This window comes from Novosphingobium sp. YAF33, assembly GCF_052113265.1.
Lineage (GTDB): Bacteria > Pseudomonadota > Alphaproteobacteria > Sphingomonadales > Sphingomonadaceae > Novosphingobium.
Map to the genome: position 1 here is coordinate 51881 of NZ_JBFRCW010000007.1, position 18368 is coordinate 70248.

An 18368-nucleotide genomic window follows, 5' to 3' on the forward strand; every position below is an offset into this window, starting at 1 on the left:
CGATGAAAACCCTCGGAATCCTAAGACACGCCAAATCGGACTGGCACGATGCCCGCCTCCGGGACTTCGACCGCCCGCTCAACGGGCGCGGCCGCAAGGGCGCCGCCCTGATCGGCCTGCACATCCGCGACCACGCCGTGGGCTGGAAGCGCATCCTCGCCTCCCCCGCCGTTCGCGTCACCCAGACGATCGAATTGGCCGGAGAAGCCGCGGGCGAGATGCCGCCGATCACCTGGGATCGCCGGATCTACCTTGCCAGTTCCGCCACCTTGATCGATCTCCTGCGCGAACAAGCGGGCGATCCGCGCTCGATTATGCTGATAGGGCACAATCCGGGCCTCGAAGACCTGATCTTCGATCTCGTGCCGGACGACGGCAGCAGCCCGATGCGCGACGTGGTCGAGGAAAAATTTCCCACCGCCGCTTATGCCGTGGTGGAACTGGACATCGAATCCTGGGACGAGATCGCCGAAGGCACAGGCCGGCTGGTGCATCTCACCCGTCCACGCGACCTCGATCCCGAACTGGGGCCCAGCGCGCTGGATTAAGCCGGAACTCGGCGTACCGCCTCGGCCCTGTCAGGCCGCGGCCAGCGCCCGTGCCAGTCGAAGGCGAATTCCGAGCAGTTCCTGAATGAGGGAATCGGACGCGCCTGCAGGCGCCGCCTCCGCGAGTCGATCGCTCTCCGCGCCGGTCTCCGCCGATGCCGGCTCCTCAAGAGCCATGCGCGCGCCGCGCAAGGTATAGCCCTCGCGATTGACCAGTCGGTCGATCTCGGCGATCAGCAGGACGTCTTCCGGCCGGTAATAGCGACGGTTGCCGCTGCGCTTGATCGGCTGAAGGGCAGGAAACTGCTCTTCCCAGTAACGCAGGACATGCTGGCGAATGCCCAATGCCTTCGTCACTTCACCGATCGTGCGCAGCGCATCGTGCGCCTTGCCGTCGTTGAAGACCCCCGTCCCGGACGCTCCATCATTGACGATGGTCGCTTCCGGACGGTTCGCTTCGATCGCAGTCATGGCAGAATTCTCCGTATAACCAACGTGATGCCGGAACCGGATCAGTCGGTAATGCGGTCCTTCAGCATCTGACTGGCCCGGAATGTCATGACCCGGCGAGGCGTAATCGGCACCTCCACGCCGGTTTTCGGATTGCGGCCGATCCGTTCGCCCTTGTCGCGAAGCAGGAAAGTCCCGAACCCGGAAATCTTGACATTTTCGCCCTCCGAAAGGGCTTCCGACATATGCTGCAGTATAGCTTCGACCATCGCAAGCGACTCGGATCTGGACAATCCCAGCTTCCTGTGGATGGCTTCAGCGATTTCGGCCCTCGTCAATGTGTCCGTGGAGCGCATAAGTCCCGCATCCCCTCCGTGCGACAACCCCCCGGACAATATTATGAAAAAATGCGGGAAAAGCAATGCTCCCCCACATCAGTTCACCCGATCCTCCATAACGGAGCACCGAATCAGATCCGAACGACGCTTGCGCCCCAGGTGAAACCGCCGCCCATCGCTTCGAGGACGACAAGATCGCCCTGCACGATGCGGCCGTCGCGAACGGCCTGGTCGAGCGCCAGAGGCACCGAGGCAGCTGAAGTATTGGCGTGCTGGCCCACCGTCATCACGACCTTTTCGGCCGGCAGATTGAGCTTGCGCGCCGTCGCATCGAGGATGCGGGCATTGGCCTGGTGCGGCACCAGCCAATCGATATCGGAAGGAGAATGTCCTGTTTCCTCAAGGACTTCCCTGAGAACTTCGGCCAGGTTCACGACAGCATGCCGGAAGACCTCACGGCCCTTCATGCGCAACTTGCCCACGGTGCCGGTCGTCGAGGGACCGCCATCGACATAGAGCAGTTCGTTGTGTGCGCCATCGGCATGAAGCCGCGTCGCCAGGATACCGCGCGAACCCTCTTCGCCCTGCTCCTGCGCTTCGAGAACGATCGCCCCGGCGCCATCTCCGAAAAGAACGCAAGTGGTGCGATCTTCCCAGTCGAGAATGCGGCTGAAGGTTTCCGAACCGATGACGAGTGCCCGCTTGGCCATGCCGGTGCGGAGCATCGAATCGGCAACGCCCACTGCGTAGAGGAAACCGGAGCAGACGGCGGCGACGTCGAAAGCGATTCCGCCGCGGCAGCCGAGGTTGTTCTGGACGATCGTGGCCGTGGCCGGGAACGTCTGGTCCGGGGTGGCCGTGGCCAGCACGATCAGGTCGATCGACGAAGCTTCGAAGCCGGCCGCCTCGATGGCCTTGCGGGCCGCATCGGTGGCCAGGCTAGAGGTCGTTTCGTCGGGCGCGGCGATATGGCGATTGGAAATGCCGGTACGCTCGACGATCCATTCGTCGCTGGTGTCGACGCGCTCGGCGAGTTCGGCATTGCTGACCGCGCGTCGCGGCAGGGCCGAACCCGTACCGACGAGAACCGAACGAATCATCAGGCACTCTCTTCCTGGACGCGAGGCTTGCGCAGGGACGTCCCGCCCAGACGGGCAAGGTCCGCGGAAATCCGCTCGGTCACGTTTTCCTCCAGGAGGCGCGCGGTAACCGCCACGGCATTGGCGACGCCTGCGGCGTTCGCACCGCCGTGGCTTTTCACCACGATGCCGTTGAGGCCCAGGAAAACCGCGCCGTTATGATTGTTGGGATCGAGGTGATGCTTGAGCAGCTCGGTGGCCGGCTTCGAGATCAGGAAACCGATCTTCGAGCGCAGCGAACTCGAAAAGCCGCGACGCAGCAGGTCCGCCACGAAGCGCGCCGTGCCTTCGACAGCCTTGAGCGCGACATTGCCCGAAAAACCGTCGGTCACGACGACGTCCATGTCCCCGCGGCCGAGCTTGTCGGCTTCGGTGAAACCGTCGAACGAGATCGACAGGTCGGCGGCCGAGGCCTTGAGCATCGCCGCAGCGTCGCGCAAGTCTTCGGTGCCCTTGGTTTCCTCGGTGCCGATGTTCAGCAGGCGCACGCGCGGGTGCTCGCGGCCCGTGGCGACGCGGGCATAGGCAGCGCCCATGATCGCGAACTGCACGAGATTGCGCGCATCGCACTCGGCATTGGCGCCGAGGTCGAGCATGACCAGGTCATGATCTTCCAGAGTCGGCAGCAGGGCAGCCAGCGCCGGGCGATCGATGCCGGGCATCGTGCGCAACGCGAGCTTGGAAATCGCCATCAAAGCGCCGGTATTGCCGGCACTGACGGCGGCTCCGGCGTCACCCGCCTTCACCGCCTCGATAGCGCGTCCCATCGAGGTACCCTTGGCCCGGCGCAATGCCTGGCTGGGCTTATCCTCGCCACTGATAACGCCTTCAGTGTGCAATATCTCGGAACTTGCCCTGAGATTCGGATGGCTTTCGAGCGCGGCCTTGATCCGCGGCTCGTCACCGACCAACAGGAACTTGAAGCGATCGTGACGACGGCGCGCGAGAGCAGCGCCTTCAATCATGACGCGCACGCCCTCGTCGCCGCCCATCGCATCGACAGCGATACGCGGCAAACTCATGGGCAACCTCCGAAAATCGTCTTGGTCTTAAGCTTCGACCGCGACGATCTCACGACCGTTGTAGTGGCCGCAAGCGTTGCAGAGGTTGTGCGGGCGCTTCAGTTCGCCGCAGTTCGGGCATTCGTGGAATGCTTCGACCTGCAGAGCATCGTGGCTGCGGCGCATGCCCCGGCGGGACGGGGACGTTTTTCTTTTAGGGACAGCCATTTCGGCACCTGTTCCTGGAATTGAATGTCAAAAAGGCCGCCGGAAACCGTGTTCGCGGACCGGCGGCTTGCGAAGGCGCGCCTATAACCGATTTCGCACGAGTTGCAACCCGTTCCTCCCCGCAGCATGAACGTGAAATCCACCTAGGGGGAATTCGAACCATGATTCTGCAGACAACTTTGTGCCTCGCGGCCGCGGCCGGCGTGATTACCTTCTGGCATATAGCGCGTATCGGCCAGATGCGCATGCGGGAAAAGGTGCTGTTCGGCGACGGAGGTCACGATCCTCTCGCACGGCGCATGCGGGCCCAGCTCAATTTCGTGGAAAGCACGCCTTTCGTGCTGATCCTGGCCGCAGCGATCGAAATGACCGGAAAGGGCGGCATCTGGCTGGCCATCGTCGGCTCGCTCTTCATGCTGGGCCGCGTGTCCCATGGCCTGGGCATGGACATCGACAGGCCCAACCCGCTGCGCATGGTCGGCGTTCTCGTGACCGTCCTCACCTTGGCCGGACTGTCCGCCGTGGCCGTGCTGATCGCCCTGGGGTGGTTCTAAAACGAAAAGGGCGGTGCACCGGCACCGCCCTCCTACTAATAGCGTGAGGAATGGCGCAGCCCTCAGCCCGGCAAGCCGTGCTCCAGCGCCGCGTCGCCGACATAGGGATTGCTCGCCCGCTCGTCTCCGAACGTGCTGATAGGTCCGTGGCCCGGGACGAACGTCACTTCGTCACCCAGCGGCCAGAGCTTCGCGGTGATCGATTCGACCAGGTCCTGAAGATTGCCGCGCGGGAAGTCCCACCGGCCGATGCCGCCCTTGAACAGCACGTCTCCCACCATCGCGAACTTGCTGGGCGCATGATGGAACACGATGTGCCCCGGCGTGTGCCCCGGGCAATGGACCACATCCAGTTCCAGCTCGCCCACGGTCACCCTGTCGCCGTCTTCGAGCCAGCGATCGGGCTCGAACGTCTCGGCTTCCATGTTCCAGCGCGGACCGTCGTCGTCCAGTTTGGATATCCAGAACCGATCCTCTTCGTGAGGCCCCTCGATCGGGACGCCCATTTCCTTCGCGAAGATTCCCGCCATGCCGCAGTGATCGAGATGGCCATGGGTGACGAGTATCTTCTCCAGCGTCACCCCGGTCTTTTCCAGAGCCTGCCGCAGCTTGGGAAGGTCTCCTCCCGGATCGACGAAGGCACCGCGCATGGTCTTGGTGCACCACAGCAGTGAACAGTTCTGCTGGAGCGGCGTGACGGGAATGATGCCGACACGCATCGACTGTTCCTGAGGCTTCTCGCTGGTTTGGGTCATGGCTGCGGAAATGGCCGCAAGCCGGGAGGAATGCAACCTTGCGCCCCCTCCCCGTCAGGCCTGCGAGCCGTTCAGATTCGCCCGCCCTTCCACACGACGCGGCCGATCACCTCGATTTCCTGGAGATCGCATTCGATAGGCCGATAGGCCGGGTTATCGCTCAGCAAGGCGATGCGTCCGGCCCGCCCGGCCTCCAGTCGCTTCACCAACACCGTATCGTCGAGTCGGACGACGTGGATGCCGTCCCGCAGCGGCCGCCAGTCGCGGTCCACGAGGATTTCGTCGCCATCGCGCAGCACCGGCTCCATCGAATCGCCGCTGACCACGATGGCCGAGAGCATCTCCGGGCGCAGCCCCATCGAACGCAGCCAGCGGGGGGAGAAACGGATCGTTCCGAACACGTCCTCCCCGTCCGGCAAGGCGCCCGGCCCCGCGGAGGCGCCGATCGAAAGACGCGGGACGTCCACCCAGTCACCGGCGTAGGAATTTTTGTCGTTTACGTAGGATTTTTCCTTCGATTTCCCGAATTCCGATTCGTCCACTCCGAAGAACCGTGCAAGCTGGCCGCGATCCCCCTCCTCCAGCTTCCTCGGGCTACCCTTTCTTATAAATTGCTGAAGATAAGTGGTATTTTTTCCGATCATTCGCGACAGGGATGAGAGGCTCGCACCGCGTTCCTCAGCAAGTTCCAGCAAACGGCGGCGAATTTCGGCGTTTTCCATAATGTAATCCTAGTCGTAGGAAATTTCCTAGACAAGCCCCATTCGATTGGAACATATTAGGAACACGAGTCGCGAATCCCACTCACCGGAGCACACGGTTCCATGCTTTTACGCCAGATAGAGCGCTTCCTGCGCCTCACCCGGATGCCGTGGACCAAGTTCGGGCGCCTCGCTGCACACGATCCGCGATTCGTCGGCGATTTGCGCAACGGGCGCCGGCCGCGCGCCGGGACCGCGGCACGCATCCGACTTTTCATGACGACTTACCTGGAGAGCCCACATGCACGTTAATTTTGCCCATGACCGCGCGATGCTAGCATCGGCTCGACAGGCCCTGGGCGACGGTGCGCAGCGCTGTGCGGCGCGCGGACCATGGCTGCCCTTGATTGCGGCCCTGCTCAAACTCGCCGGTTCCCGCGCCGAGTTCCTGCGCCACGCCGAACGCCCTTGGACGAGCGCCACTTTCGCCGGCTCTCGTCATACGGTGGCACTGTCCTTCGCGGGCGAGGACGCCATCGAGGACGGAGAGAACCTGATCGCGGCTCTGCCCGACCATGAATTCACCATTTCCGGCCACCTGGTGGCGGACGCGGTGGTGACCGAAGCCGACCACCGGGCAGGTCTGCCGCCCAGCCTGACCGTGGAAATCGAACTTCTGCTGCTCGAAGACTGCTGATCGGGAAAAAGCCACGATGCGGGAAGGCAGGCGCGCGCCCTGCCTTCCCGTTTTCATTCAGAGGGCCAGCGAAAGCTCCCTGATCTCGCTGTTCAGGATCCGATCGTTTTCCGAATAGTCGACCGGGCAATCTATCACATGGACGCCCGGTGTATCGCGGCAGTGGGCCAGCAGTGTCTTGAGATGGGCCGCGCTCTCCACCCTGTGGCCGCTGGCGCCATAGCTCTCTGCATATTTCACGAAGTCGGGGTTGCCGTAAGTCAGCCCGAAATCGGCAAAGCCCATGTTGGCCTGCTTCCAGCGAATCATGCCGTAGGCATTGTCGTTCAGGATCAGCACGGTGAGGTTGAGGCCCAGGCGAACCGCCGTTTCCATCTCCTGGCTGTTCATCATGAAGCCGCCGTCGCCGCAGACTGCGAAGATCTTGCGGTGCGGATAGACCATCGCGCTGGCCATGGCAGACGGCAGCCCTGCTCCCATCGATGCCAGCGCATTGTCTAGCAGCACGGTATTGGGCTTGGACGCGCAATAGCCGCGGGCAAACCACAATTTGTAGACGCCGTTGTCGAGGCAGACGATCGCGTCGTCAGGCAAGGCGCCGCGAACCTGTTTCACGAGATGCGGCGGGAAGATCGGGAAGCGCTCGTCGGCAGCCAGCCTTTCGGTATGCTCCACTTCGGCCTGGCGATAGCCGAGCATGGCATCGAAGTTCCATTTCGCGGAAGGCGCGATGGCTTCCTTGATCTGCCATACGGCGTTGGCGATATCGCCGATCACCTCGATATGAGGGAAATAGACCGGATCGACTTCCGCGGTCTTGGTCGAGACGTGGATCACCACGCGGTCGTTTCGCGTGCCGTCGTTATGCATGAAGAACGGCGGTTTTTCGATCACGTCGTGGCCGATATTGACGATGCAGTCGGCGTCCTCGATCGCGCGGTGAACGAAATCGCCCGAGGACAGCGCCGCGCAGCCCAGGAAGCGCGGATGGCGCTCGTCGATCACGCCTTTGCCGAGCTGCGTGGTGAGGAAAGGAATTCCGGTCTTCTCGACGAATTCGCCCAGCATCTTGCTGGTCATCTTGCGGTTGGCGCCTGCACCGATCACCAGCACCGGGCGCTTCGCCTTCTGCAGGGCCTCCACCGCCTGTGCGATCGACTTCGCGTCAGCTGTCGGCCGCCTCACTGTCGAGCGCGGAATCGGGCGCGAATCGGTATATTCGTCGGCAATGTCCTCGGGCAGTTCGACATGGGTGGCGCCCGGCTTCTCTTCCTCGGCGATGCGGAACGCCTCGCGGACGCGGCTCGGGATATTGTCCGAACTGGCCATCTGGTGCGCGTACTTGGTGATGGGCTGCATCATCGAAACGACATCGAGGATCTGGAAGCGCCCCTGCTTCGATTTCTTGATCGGCTTTTGCCCGGTAATCATCAGCATCGGCATGCCGCCAAGCGTCGCATAAGCCGCGGCGGTCACGAAATTGGTCGCGCCCGGGCCGAGTGTGGAGAGGCAGACGCCCACTTTCCCGGTATGGCGGCCATAAGTGGCCGCCATGAAGCCCGCCCCTTGCTCGTGCCGGGTGAGGATCAGCCGGATCTGTTTGGACCGCGAAAGCGAATCGAGGAAATCGAGGTTCTCCTCACCCGGAACGCCGAAGATATATTCTACGCCCTCCGCTTCCAGGCATTCGATGAATAGATCGGACGCCTTGCGCTTGTCGCTCTCTGCCATGTGCATCTTCCCTCCGCTTGATCCCGAATTCAGGTCGTAGTGTCAGGGCATGTGGCGAAGAATTCAACGCCGGGCATCTGGCCAAAGTAGTGGCCGGTCAATAACCCCGCGACAGATCGACGACATGGTCCAGGGGCTCGCCGCGCACGAAGTGCTGAAGATTGGCGAGAAATCGCGCCGATCCGCGCTCGTACAGGGTGTCCTGCGCCCGGCCGGCCAGGTGCATCGAAATATGGATATTTTCGCGCGACCAGAGCGGATGGTCGGCCGGAAGCGGCTCGGGCTCCGTCACGTCGAGGAAAGCGCCGACCAGATGGCCCGAGTCGATGGCGGCCAGCAGGGCGTCCTGGTCGATCACCGTCCCGCGCGCGAAGTTGAGGAAGACGGCGCCGGGCTTCATCGCGGAGAACTCCGCCTCACCGAACATGCGCTGGGTTTCCGGGGTCGAGGGCACGATGGCGATGACCCAGTCAAATCGGCCGAGTTCAGCGCGCCAGGCATCCGACGCCAGGTCGCCCGGTCCCGGACGGCGGCGCACGCCCGTCACGTCCGCACCGAACACGCGCAGGAGTTCGGCGATCCGGCCGCCGATCTCGCCGGCACCGACCACCAGGACTTTCGAATCCAGCAGTTCGCGCTTGCCGGGCGACTGGGCCAGCCACTGGTGCCGATCTTGCGCCCGCACCACCTCGCGCCAGCCCTTGGCGACCGTCAGCATCCCCATCACCGCATATTCGGCCACCGACTGCGCATGAATGCCCGAACCGTTGGTAAGCTGGACGCCGCGCTCCGCCAGGAGTTTCAGGGGAAGCCAGTCGACCCCAGACGACAGCGCGGTGTACCAGGTCAGCTTGTCTGCGGCGGCAATGAACTCGGCCGCGATGGCAGGCGATACGGGATCGAGCCAGGCGATCTCCCCGCGCGGCGCCAGTTGCAGCAATTGCGCATCGCTTTCGAACCAGAGCGGCTCCACGCCCTCGGGCAAGCGCCCTTCAAGAAGGGCACGCGACTTGGCGTTGATCACGGCGGCGGTCATGGACGGACTCCGATTGGCGGCCCATTTCAGGCCTTTGCACCTTGATCGGGATGGCCAGCAGGGATGACAAGGGGGGCTGGCCCGCGCTTACTGCAAGCCCGGTCCCGCCCCGCTCAAGCGGTCAGCCGAGCTTCCATTCCCAACCCAGCGGATCGCCGTCCATCACGTCCACGCCCTTCGCGGTCAGCGCGTCGCGCAGGGCATCCGATGTCGCGAAATCCTTCTGCGCGCGCGCTTCCTTGCGCTGGACGAGGACGCTCTCGATTTCGGCCTCGGTGATCTCGGCCGCCTTGGGCCGAAGGCGAAGATCGGCGCGGCTGGTGCCGAACAGGTCGAGGCCCAGCACCGCGTCCATCGCCTCGATCACGGCCCGCTTGGCGCCGGGATCGACTTTCTTGGCGGCCAGAACGTCTTCCAGCGCGGTGAGCGCCACGGCGGTGTTCAGATCCTCTCCCACCGCCTTCTCGAAAGTTTCGAGCATGGGCGCGAGCTTGGGATGACCGGCATCGCCCGGCTCCACGTCGCCCAGTCGCTCGATCACGATGATCATGCGCTTGAGGCGAACCAGCGCGGCGGCCAGCCCATCCCACGAAAACTCCAGCTCCGAGCGATAATGCGCCTGCAGGCACATCATGCGGTAGCCGAGCGGGTGGTAGCCCTTGTCGATCAGCAATTGCAGCCGCAGGAATTCACCCGAGCTCTTGCTCATCTTGCCTGAGCGTTCGACCAGAAAATTGTTGTGCATCCATATCTTGGCACCGGAATTTGCAGCCACGTCGAGGCCGTTGGTGCAGCAGAATGCCTGGTTCTGGGCAATTTCGTTGGGGTGATGGATCTCGCGGTGATCGATGCCGCCGGTGTGGATGTCGAAGGGAAAGCCGAGCAAGTCGCCGGACATCACCGAGCATTCGAGATGCCATCCCGGAGCACCTTTGCCCCAAGGCGAATCCCATTCCATCTGGCGCGTCTCGCCCGATGGAGTCTTGCGCCATATGGCAAAGTCCGCCGCATTGCGCTTGCCCGCGACGGCCTCGATACGCCCCTCCCCCTCGTCCGTGACGGCACGGGCCAGGCGGCCATAGTCGGATACGGTGGAAACGTCGAAGTAAAGACCACTTTCCAATTCATAGCAGTGAGTTGGAGCGATCTTTTCGGCAAATTCTATCATCTGCGGCACATAGTCGGTCGCGATCGACCACTTCGCCGGCTGACGGATATTGAGGGCCTTGATGTCGGCCCAATAGGCCTGGGTGTAATGGGCGGCGATGTCCCAGATGGACTGCGCCTGGGTGCGCGCCATCTTCTCCATCTTGTCCTCACCGGCATCGGCGTCGTCGGTCAGGTGGCCGACATCGGTGATGTTGATGACGTGGGTGAGCTTGTAGCCCTTGTGGCTCAGCGTCCGGCCGAGGATGTCCGCGAAGACATAGGCGCGCATGTTGCCGATATGGGGGTAGTTGTAGACCGTCGGCCCGCAGCTGTAGACCCGCGCCTCGCCTTCATGGACGGGCTGGAACGGCTCCAGCTGGCGGGTGAGGCTGTTGAACAGGGTAAGGCTTTGGGTTTCGGTCATGCGCCGCGGCATAAGCGGCTGGCCGAGGCGAGGTCAATCCTTGAGGACGCCGACCCGAGCGGATCCCGATGGCGGGAAGCTCCCGCGCAAGCGACACCCCGAAGAAAGGCCGGCAGTCCCGGACCCGGTCCGGGACGCCCTCATTTCCTGCCCTTTTCCTCTTCGAACAGTCCGGCGAGCTGTTCGATCATGGTCCCGCCGAGCTGTTCGGCGTCCATGATCGTCACGGCGCGGCGGTAGTAGCGCGTCACATCGTGGCCGATGCCGATGGCGACGAGCTGGACCGGGCTCTTGGTCTCGATCCACTCGATCACGCGGCGAAGGTGCGCTTCGAGATAGCCCGCGGAGTTCACCGATAGCGTCGAATCGTCCACCGGAGCGCCATCGGAGATCACCATCATGATCCGCCGGTCCTCAGGCCGGGCCAGCATGCGGTTGTGCGCCCAGAGCAGCGCCTCGCCGTCGATATTTTCCTTCAGCAGGCCCTCGCGCATCATCAGGCCCAGATTCTTGCGCGCCCGGCGCCACGGCTCGTCGGCCTTCTTGTAGATGATGTGACGAAGATCGTTGAGGCGGCCCGGATGCTGGGGGCGCCCGTTCGACAGCCAGGATTCGCGGCTCTGCCCGCCCTTCCAGGCGCGCGTGGTGAAGCCCAGGATCTCCACTTTGACGCCGCAGCGCTCCAGCGTGCGCGCCAGCACATCCGCGCTGATCGCCGCGATCGAGATCGGACGACCGCGCATCGAGCCGGAATTGTCGAGCAGCAGGGTGACGATGGTATCCTTGAACTCGACGTCGCGCTCGATCTTGTAGGACAGCGACTGTCCGGGCGAGACGACCACGCGGGCGAGCCGCGCGGCATCGAGCATGCCCTCTTCCTGGTCGAAGTCCCACGAACGGTTCTGCTGGGCCATGAGGCGGCGCTGGAGCCGATTGGCAAGGCGCGTCACCACGCCCTGCAACCCCTTGAGCTGGGCATCGAGATAAGCACGCAGACGGGTCAGTTCCTCGTCGTCGCACAGTTCGGAAGCGACCACCACTTCGTCGAAGGCCTCGGTGAAGACCTGATAGTCGAAGCTGTCGGGAATGTCGGTCCAGGGCCGGTTCGGGCGCACGGGCATCATGCCCTCCTCGCCTTCCTGTCCCTCTTCGCCGTCCTCCATCTCGTCCGAGTTCTCGCCCTCGGCCTCGCTCTCGCCCTCGTCCTGGCCGCTCGACGGCTCGGCAGCCATCTCGGTGGACTGCTCCTCCTTGCCGCTTTCGTCGCCGGTTTCGTCTTCCTCGGTCTCCTCGTCGCCATCCATGTCCTCGGGCTCTTCGGGCGGCTGTTCGATCTGCTCGGCCTGGGTCATCTCCAGGTGCATGAGCATGTCGAGCGAGAGCTTCTGGAAGGCTTTCTGGTTCTCGATGGAATCGGCCAGCGCCTCGAAATCGTCACCCGCCTTGGATTCGATCCAGCGGCGGACCATGTCGACACCGAACTGGGCCGATTCCGGCACTGGCTGGCCGGTCAGACGCTCGCGGAGCATGAGCGCCAGCGCAGTCGGGATCGGCACGCCGTCCGGGCTGTCCGCCCGCGAGATCGGATCGCTGGCGATGCGCGCTTCCAGCGACGCGTCGAGGTTGGCGCGCATGCCCTCGTAGTGATTGGCGCCCAGCGCCTCGTAGCGCACGGCCTCCACCGCATCGTAGCAGGCCCGGGCCGAAGGATCGGCGGGCGCATTGCGCATGTGCAGCCTGTCGTTGTGGTGGCGCAGCCTGAGCGCGAAACTGTCGGCATAGCCGCGCGCCTGCATGGCGGCCGCCTGCGGAATCGAGCGGCCCGGCATCGGCACGCGGAACGTCTGGCCGGTGGAGCTTGGAGCGTCGGCGGTCCAGTTGACCTCGACTTCGGCATCCTGCGCGATGGCGCGCGAAGCGCCGGTCAGGGCCAGCTTGAAGCGATCGACGGGTGTTTCATCGGACATGACCGCTCAATGGCGACATAGTCCGCCGGGTGCAAGCCGGGAAGGATCGGTTGGGAGCAAGAGGTCGTCCCGGACGCGGTCCGGGACGACGATCCATGCTGCCCTGACCTCGGGCCGGAACGGCTTCAGATCAGAGCGGCGTCAAATCAGAGCGGCGTCAAATCAGAGGGACTGGCCGGTCTTGGCCCAGTCGGCCATGAAGCCTTCGATGCCCTTGTCCGTGAGGACGTGCTTCACGAGGTTCTTGATGACGGCCGGCGGCATCGTCGCGACGTCGGCGCCGATGCGGGCGCATTCGAGGACGTGGACGGGGTGGCGGATCGAGGCCGCGAGGATCTCGGTCTCGAAGGCGTAGTTGTCGTAGATCAGGCGGATGTCGCGGATCAGGTCCATGCCGTCGAAGCCGTTGTCGTCATGACGGCCGACGAAAGGCGAGACGAAGCTGGCGCCAGCCTTGGCCGCGAGCAGGGCCTGGTTGGCCGAGAAGCAGAGCGTGACGTTGACGAGCGTGCCGTCGCTGGTCAGCTTCTTGCAGGTCTTCAGGCCATCGATGGTGAGCGGCACCTTGATGCAGACGTTGTCGGCGATCTTGCGGAGGATTTCGGCCTCGCGCATCATGCCTTCATGGTCGAGCGCGACGACTTCGGCGCTGACCGGACCGTCGACCAGACCGCAGATTTCCTTGGTGACTTCCAGGAAGTCGCGGCCGGACTTGGCGATCAGCGAGGGGTTGGTGGTGACGCCGTCGAGCAGGCCGGTGGCGGCCAGATCGGCGATGTCGTTGGTGTCTGCGGTGTCGACGAAGAACTTCATGGCGCGGTTCCTGTGGGTGCGGGGCTGCGACGGGCGGCGTCGCGCTGCCCGTCGATTCTGGCGCCCCCTATAGGGAAGCGCGCCCTTCCCCGCTACCCTGCGCCTTGCGGCCGCCGGAGCGGCCGGCCGGTCAGGCCTTCTTGAACGCGCCGATCAGTACGGCATCGTTGGTATCGGCCGGATCCTGGCGGATTGCCGCCTCGGCCGCACCGATTTCGTACCAGATGCCGTTGTCGGCATCGAGCGCGAGGGCATGGGCGGTGTCCTGGACGGTCACGCCCTTCAGCGCGGCGATCGCCTGGTTCAGCGTGGGGTCCTGCGCCTCCTTCATGGCGCGCTCGATCTCGGGGATCATGGCGTTGACGAGAGCCGGCCCCATCGCGCGGCGCAGCAGCGTGGTGGCCGCGGTATTGCCGCCTGCCATCACTTCGGCCGGATTCGGGATGGCGACGCTCTGCACGGTCTTGAGCACCAGCGGACCGGCCACGCGCGCGCCGGGCGTCGCGAAGAGGTTGAGCTGATACTGAAGCTTGTCGCGGAAGGCCTTCGACTTGAGCACGCCCGTGGTGGTGCGCCCGGGGCGGTCGAACAGCACCGGCATCGGGATGCGGGCCACGGGGCTGGTCCAGAAGCCCTCGGGCTGGCCGAGCCAGGCGAAAGCCCGTTCCGAGGAAAAGCGCATGAGGCGGCGTACCGGGTCCGCGCCGGCGGAAGAGCCCGAGCCCAGGCCCGAACCCGCCGCGAGAGTCGAGCAGCCCGGCAGCATCAGCACTCCGGTTGCAAGCATGCCGATGAGCACGCCGCGGCGGCTCCAGTCGGACCGAAACGCGCTTGCCGCGCCGGTTTCGACATGCATGTCCGCTTCCGCCGAAGCGCCCATGGCTGCCGAATTATCCCCTGTTCCCCAGTTCACCATCATCAACTCCTTCACGCCCCCGGACAGCAGTGCCTATATGCAACCTACATGAAACGCGTCCGAATCCTCGTCTTCAACGCCGCACTGGGCGTCCTCGACTACCGCGTCCCCGAAGGCATGGCGATAGAATTCGGCTCCGTGGTGGTTGCGCCCCTCGGGCCGAGGCAGGTCCTCGGCATCGTCTGGGAGCCGCAACGCCTGAACACGCAGGAAGTGCCTGAATCGAAACTGCGCCCCCTGCTGGAAGTCATGCCCGTGCCGCCCCTGCCGGAGCGTCTGCGGCGCCTCATCGAATGGACCGCGGACTACTACTGCGCCTCGCTTTCGTCCGTGGCGCGCATGGCGCTGGGCAGCATGGCGGCGCTGCGCGGCGGCGGCACCACCACCGAATACCGCTTGACCGGACAGGAGCCCGCCCGGCTCACCCCGCAACGCGCCGCCGCGCTGGACGCACTCCAGGGCGAGCAGGCCTCGATCAAGGAACTGGCCGAGCTGGCCTCGGTGTCGGACGGCGTTCTGCGCGGCATGGTCGGCGCGGGCCTGCTGGAGCCGGTGGTCGTCGATCTCGACCGTCCTTATGCCCGCGCCCGGCCCGAACATGCCCAGCCCATGCTGTCGGACGGTCAACAGGAAGCGGCCGACATCTTCGTCGAGGCCGTTCGCGCCGATGCGTTCGCGCCGTTCCTGCTCGACGGCGTGACCGGCTCTGGAAAGACCGAGACTTATTTCGAGGCGGTGGCCGAGGCGCTGCGGCGCGGACGGCAGATCCTGGTCCTGCTGCCCGAGATCGCGCTGACCGAGAATTTCCTGCGCCGCTTCGAGCACCGCTTCGGCGTGCCACCGATCCTCTGGCATTCTTCGCTGAAATCCAGTGAGCGGCGCCGCGCCTGGCGCGCCATCGTGGCGGGCGAGGCGCAAGTCGTGGTCGGCGCGCGCTCGGCGCTGTTCCTGCCTTATGCCCGCCTCGGCCTGATCGTGGTCGACGAGGCTCACGAAGTCTCGTTCAAGCAGGACGACGGGGTGCGCTACAACGCGCGCGATGTGGCGGTGATGCGCGCCAAGTTCGAAGGGATACCGGTCGTGCTCGCCAGCGCGACACCCGCGCTCGAATCGATGCAGCTGGCCGAGGCAGGCGTCTATCGCAAGGTCGACCTGCCCTCGCGCTTCGGCGGCGCGCAGCTGCCCGACATCCAGATCCTCGACTTGCGCCAGGAGCCGCCCGAGCGCGGCAAGTGGCTCGCCCCGCGTCTGGTGGAGGAAATGAAGGCGCGGCTGGCGCGCGGCGAACAGTCCCTGTTGTTCCTCAACCGCCGCGGTTACGCGCCGCTGACGCTCTGCCGTCACTGCGGCTACCGTTTCCAGTGCCCGAACTGCACGGCCTGGCTGGTGGAGCACCGCTTCTCGCAGCGCCTGGCCTGCCACCACTGCGGCCATGAAGTGCCGGTGCCCGCGGCCTGCCCCGAATGCGGCACCGGAGACTGCCTGGTCGCCTGCGGGCCGGGGGTCGAGCGCATTGCCGACGAAGTCGCCGAGATCCTGCCCGAGGCCCGTGTCGCGCTCGTCACGTCCGATACGATGAACACGGCCGAGGCCGTCGGCGAATTCGTCGCCAAGGCGGAGGGTAAGGCGATCGACGTCATCGTCGGCACGCAGCTCGTGACCAAGGGCTACCACTTCCCCGATCTCACCCTGGTGGGCGTGGTCGATGCCGACCTGGGCCTGGAGGGCGGCGACTTGCGGGCGGCGGAGCGCACCTACCAGCAGGTCGCCCAAGTCGCCGGACGCGCGGGCCGCGGCGAAAAGCCGGGCGAAGTGCTGATCCAGACGCGCCATCCGGAAGCCTCGGTGATCTCGGCGCTGGCCGCCGGGGACCGGGACGCATTCTACGCCGCCGAGACCGAGGCCCGCCGCGATGCGGGTGCGCCCCCCTTCGGACGCTGGGCGGCGATCATCGTTTCCTCGGAAGACCAGTCCGAGGCGAAAGCCGCCGCCCGCGCCATTGGCGGCACGGCGCCAAACCATCCCGACATGCTGGTGCTCGGCCCGGCCCCTGCCCCGCTATCGCTGCTCCGCGGCCGTCATCGGTTCCGCCTGCTGATCAATGCCCGTCGCTCGGCCGAATTGCAGAAGACCTTGCGCGAATGGCTGGAACCGCTGCAGTTCCCCCGCGGTGTGCGGGTGAACATCGACATCGACCCTTATTCGTTCGTGTGAATTTCACCGCGCCGGATCGATGCGCGGCGAAGGCCTTCGTTCACCCCCGCTCCCGCTTGAGCAGTTCCCGCTTGATCTCCTCGCCGTAAGCATAGCCGCCGATCGACCCGTCGGTGCGGATCACTCGGTGGCAGGGAATGAGCACCGCGACATTGTTGGCCCCGTTCGCCGAGCCTGCCGCGCGCACCGCGCCCGGCTTGCCGACCGCCGCCGCGATCTGGGCATAGCTGCGCGTCTCGCCGGCGGGAATGCGCTGCAGCTCGCGCCAGACCGCCTCCTGAAATGCCGTGCCCTGCACATCGAGCGGGATCACCCGCGACTGCCCCGGCTGCTCCACCGCCGCGACGACGCTTGCCAGCAGGTGCGCAAAGTCGCTGCCTCCTTCCACCAGTTCCGCATTCGGAAACCGCGCCGCCAGTTCCTCGCACCCTTCCTCGAAGGAGAGCCGGCACACGCCCTTGCCGGTCGCCGCCACCAGCATGGCGCCCAGGCTGGTGGGAACGACGGCCCAGTGGATGGTCACGCCGCGCCCACCTTCGCGCCAGGCCGAAGGCGTCATGCCCAGCCTGCCCTCGCTTGCCTCGTAGAACCGCGAGCTGGCGCCGAACCCGGCCTCGTAGATCGCCTCGGTCACGCTCGCGCCGCTGCTTAGGGCATCGCCGGCCCGCGCGACCCGCTTCGCCCGGAGATATTCCGCCGGCGACAGACCGACCGCGCGCTTGAACACCCGCTGGAAATGCGTCGGACTATAGCCCGTCGCCTCGGCCAGTTCGGCAAGGCCCGGCGTTCGCTCCTCATCGGAATCGAGCAACCGCAGCGCAATCGTCACCGCTTCCTCGTCGCGCGAGACATCGTTGGGCCGGCAGCGCATGCAGGCGCGCAGGCCGAACTGCTCCGCTTCGCCGGCATCCGGGAAGAACCGCACATTCTCGCGCCGGGGGTGCCGCGCCGAGCAGGAGGGGCGGCAGTAAATGCCGGTGGTCAGCACGCCGGTGACGAAGCGGCCGTCGAACGTGCGGTCGCGCGACTGCACGGCCTGCCAGGCGCGGTCCTCGCTTACGGGGGTGTCCAGGACGGTCACTGCATCTCTCCATGGCGTTCGATCCGCGCGGCAAAGCAGCCGTAAGCGGCATTGTGAGCGTGAATCCCGGCAATCGCGGGATCTTCGAACAAGGCCCCGATCGCTTTCTCGATCTCGCCCGGTCCTGCCAGTCTGGCCCGGACCAGCATCCCCTCCCGGTCGAAGCCCCGCAACGAAAGCGTGCGACCGGCGAACACCGGTGGCAGCCGGTCGACATGCGGCTCGGTCTCCGCCGCGTTCTCCCTTACATATATCGCATAGGCGCTGCGATAGGGACCGGCGACATCATGGCTGACGAAATTCGCCAGGATCAGGCTTTCGCCCGGCTCGGCATCCTGCAGGCTGACACGGCATGGATAGCCCGGGCGGGAGGTCGCCATCACGCGCCGCATCCCGTTTTTCTCCAGTTCCTGCGCGTCCATCGCGAAAAACGGTGCGAACCGATCTTTCGGCAAACCGATGATTCGATAGGTCATGGCAAACTCCATTGGTTCGTTTGTCCCAACCTTGCAGCAGCCGCTGCGGCGATACTTCCCGCCCCTTGCTTTTAAAGCGCTTTCCCAACCATTGTGGTCAGGCCGCCTCCCATAGCTTGCATCGTAACACTATCGTCGCTATGCGCGCCC

Annotated in this window: 19 protein-coding genes; 4 read left to right on the top strand and 15 right to left on the bottom strand. The window is 64.9% G+C overall.

The annotated features are described in order from the left end of the window. Window positions 1-2 precede the first annotated feature (2 nt). Window positions 3-548: a SixA phosphatase family protein gene (locus AB4Z00_RS15820; protein ID WP_132262983.1), complete on the top strand. Its 546-nt coding sequence runs from the start codon at window positions 3-5 to the stop codon at window positions 546-548. Window positions 549-578: 30 nt separating this feature from the next. Here AB4Z00_RS15820 and AB4Z00_RS15825 read toward each other — a convergent pair whose 3' ends face one another. The 5 genes from AB4Z00_RS15825 to rpmF all read right to left on the bottom strand — a co-directional run bounded on the left by AB4Z00_RS15825 (window position 579) and on the right by rpmF (window position 3704). Next, a complete protein-coding gene (locus AB4Z00_RS15825) occupies window positions 579-1019 on the bottom strand; it encodes a MerR family transcriptional regulator (RefSeq protein WP_132262985.1) in 441 nt (146 codons plus the stop codon). A 41-nt stretch (window positions 1020-1060) separates the two neighbouring features. Beyond that, window positions 1061-1354, bottom strand: a complete 294-nt coding sequence (locus AB4Z00_RS15830; RefSeq protein WP_132262987.1) for an integration host factor subunit alpha — start codon at window positions 1352-1354, stop codon at window positions 1061-1063. Window positions 1355-1467: 113 nt separating this feature from the next. Further along, on the bottom strand, window positions 1468-2436 hold the full coding sequence (locus tag AB4Z00_RS15835; RefSeq protein ID WP_442046552.1) for a beta-ketoacyl-ACP synthase III: 969 nt from the start codon (window positions 2434-2436) through the stop codon (window positions 1468-1470). After that, on the bottom strand, window positions 2436-3497 hold the full coding sequence (gene plsX / locus AB4Z00_RS15840) for a phosphate acyltransferase PlsX (RefSeq protein WP_132262991.1): 1062 nt from the start codon (window positions 3495-3497) through the stop codon (window positions 2436-2438). The genes AB4Z00_RS15835 and plsX overlap by 1 nt, the downstream gene beginning before the upstream one ends. A 27-nt stretch (window positions 3498-3524) precedes the next feature. Continuing rightward, window positions 3525-3704, bottom strand: a complete 180-nt coding sequence (gene rpmF, locus AB4Z00_RS15845) for a 50S ribosomal protein L32 (protein ID WP_132262993.1) — start codon at window positions 3702-3704, stop codon at window positions 3525-3527. 161 nt (window positions 3705-3865) lie between these two features. Here rpmF and AB4Z00_RS15850 point away from each other — a divergent pair, with 161 nt between their 5' ends. Continuing rightward, complete coding sequence (locus AB4Z00_RS15850) at window positions 3866-4258, top strand: MAPEG family protein (RefSeq protein ID WP_132262994.1); 393 nt, start codon at window positions 3866-3868, stop codon at window positions 4256-4258. A gap of 62 nt (window positions 4259-4320) precedes the next feature. On the opposite strand, the gene AB4Z00_RS15855 is transcribed toward AB4Z00_RS15850, so the two are convergent. Beyond that, window positions 4321-5013: an MBL fold metallo-hydrolase gene (locus AB4Z00_RS15855; protein WP_314465462.1), complete on the bottom strand. Its 693-nt coding sequence runs from the start codon at window positions 5011-5013 to the stop codon at window positions 4321-4323. A gap of 71 nt (window positions 5014-5084) precedes the next feature. Further along, window positions 5085-5735: a S24 family peptidase gene (locus AB4Z00_RS15860; RefSeq protein ID WP_442046553.1), complete on the bottom strand. Its 651-nt coding sequence runs from the start codon at window positions 5733-5735 to the stop codon at window positions 5085-5087. Window positions 5736-6015: 280 nt separating this feature from the next. On the opposite strand from AB4Z00_RS15860, the gene AB4Z00_RS15865 reads away from it, so the two are divergent. After that, window positions 6016-6411: a hypothetical protein gene (locus AB4Z00_RS15865; RefSeq protein WP_442046554.1), complete on the top strand. Its 396-nt coding sequence runs from the start codon at window positions 6016-6018 to the stop codon at window positions 6409-6411. A 57-nt stretch (window positions 6412-6468) separates the two neighbouring features. Here the strand turns inward: AB4Z00_RS15865 and AB4Z00_RS15870 are convergent, their stop codons facing one another. The 6 genes from AB4Z00_RS15870 to AB4Z00_RS15895 form a co-directional block, all read right to left on the bottom strand. Continuing rightward, on the bottom strand, window positions 6469-8142 hold the full coding sequence (locus AB4Z00_RS15870) for an acetolactate synthase large subunit (RefSeq protein ID WP_442046555.1): 1674 nt from the start codon (window positions 8140-8142) through the stop codon (window positions 6469-6471). Window positions 8143-8239: 97 nt separating this feature from the next. Beyond that, the gene (locus AB4Z00_RS15875; protein WP_442046556.1) at window positions 8240-9178 is read right to left on the bottom strand and encodes a D-2-hydroxyacid dehydrogenase; all 939 of its coding nucleotides are present in this window, start codon (window positions 9176-9178) and stop codon (window positions 8240-8242) included. Window positions 9179-9299: 121 nt separating this feature from the next. Next, window positions 9300-10751, bottom strand: coding sequence for a cysteine--tRNA ligase (gene cysS / locus AB4Z00_RS15880; RefSeq protein ID WP_442046557.1), 1452 nt, complete (start codon window positions 10749-10751; stop codon window positions 9300-9302). Between the two features lie 140 nt (window positions 10752-10891). Next, a complete protein-coding gene (gene cobT / locus AB4Z00_RS15885; RefSeq protein ID WP_442046558.1) occupies window positions 10892-12718 on the bottom strand; it encodes a cobaltochelatase subunit CobT in 1827 nt (608 codons plus the stop codon). Between the two features lie 162 nt (window positions 12719-12880). Continuing rightward, entirely contained in the window at window positions 12881-13531 is a 651-nt protein-coding gene (gene fsa, locus AB4Z00_RS15890) for a fructose-6-phosphate aldolase (RefSeq protein ID WP_132263009.1), read from the bottom strand. Window positions 13532-13661: 130 nt separating this feature from the next. Next, window positions 13662-14447 (bottom strand): DUF4197 domain-containing protein, encoded by a 786-nt coding sequence (locus AB4Z00_RS15895; RefSeq protein ID WP_442046559.1) that lies wholly within the window; start codon window positions 14445-14447, stop codon window positions 13662-13664. Between the two features lie 48 nt (window positions 14448-14495). Here AB4Z00_RS15895 and AB4Z00_RS15900 point away from each other — a divergent pair, with 48 nt between their 5' ends. Further along, the gene (locus AB4Z00_RS15900) at window positions 14496-16661 is read left to right on the top strand and encodes a primosomal protein N' (RefSeq protein ID WP_132263010.1); all 2166 of its coding nucleotides are present in this window, start codon (window positions 14496-14498) and stop codon (window positions 16659-16661) included. Window positions 16662-16701: 40 nt separating this feature from the next. Here the strand turns inward: AB4Z00_RS15900 and ada are convergent, their stop codons facing one another. Both ada and AB4Z00_RS15910 read right to left on the bottom strand, forming a co-directional pair. Further along, window positions 16702-17742, bottom strand: a complete 1041-nt coding sequence (gene ada, locus AB4Z00_RS15905; RefSeq protein WP_442046560.1) for a bifunctional DNA-binding transcriptional regulator/O6-methylguanine-DNA methyltransferase Ada — start codon at window positions 17740-17742, stop codon at window positions 16702-16704. Further along, complete coding sequence (locus AB4Z00_RS15910; protein WP_132264127.1) at window positions 17739-18218, bottom strand: DUF1203 domain-containing protein; 480 nt, start codon at window positions 18216-18218, stop codon at window positions 17739-17741. Before AB4Z00_RS15910 ends, ada begins: the two co-directional genes overlap by 4 nt. Window positions 18219-18368 lie beyond the last annotated feature (150 nt).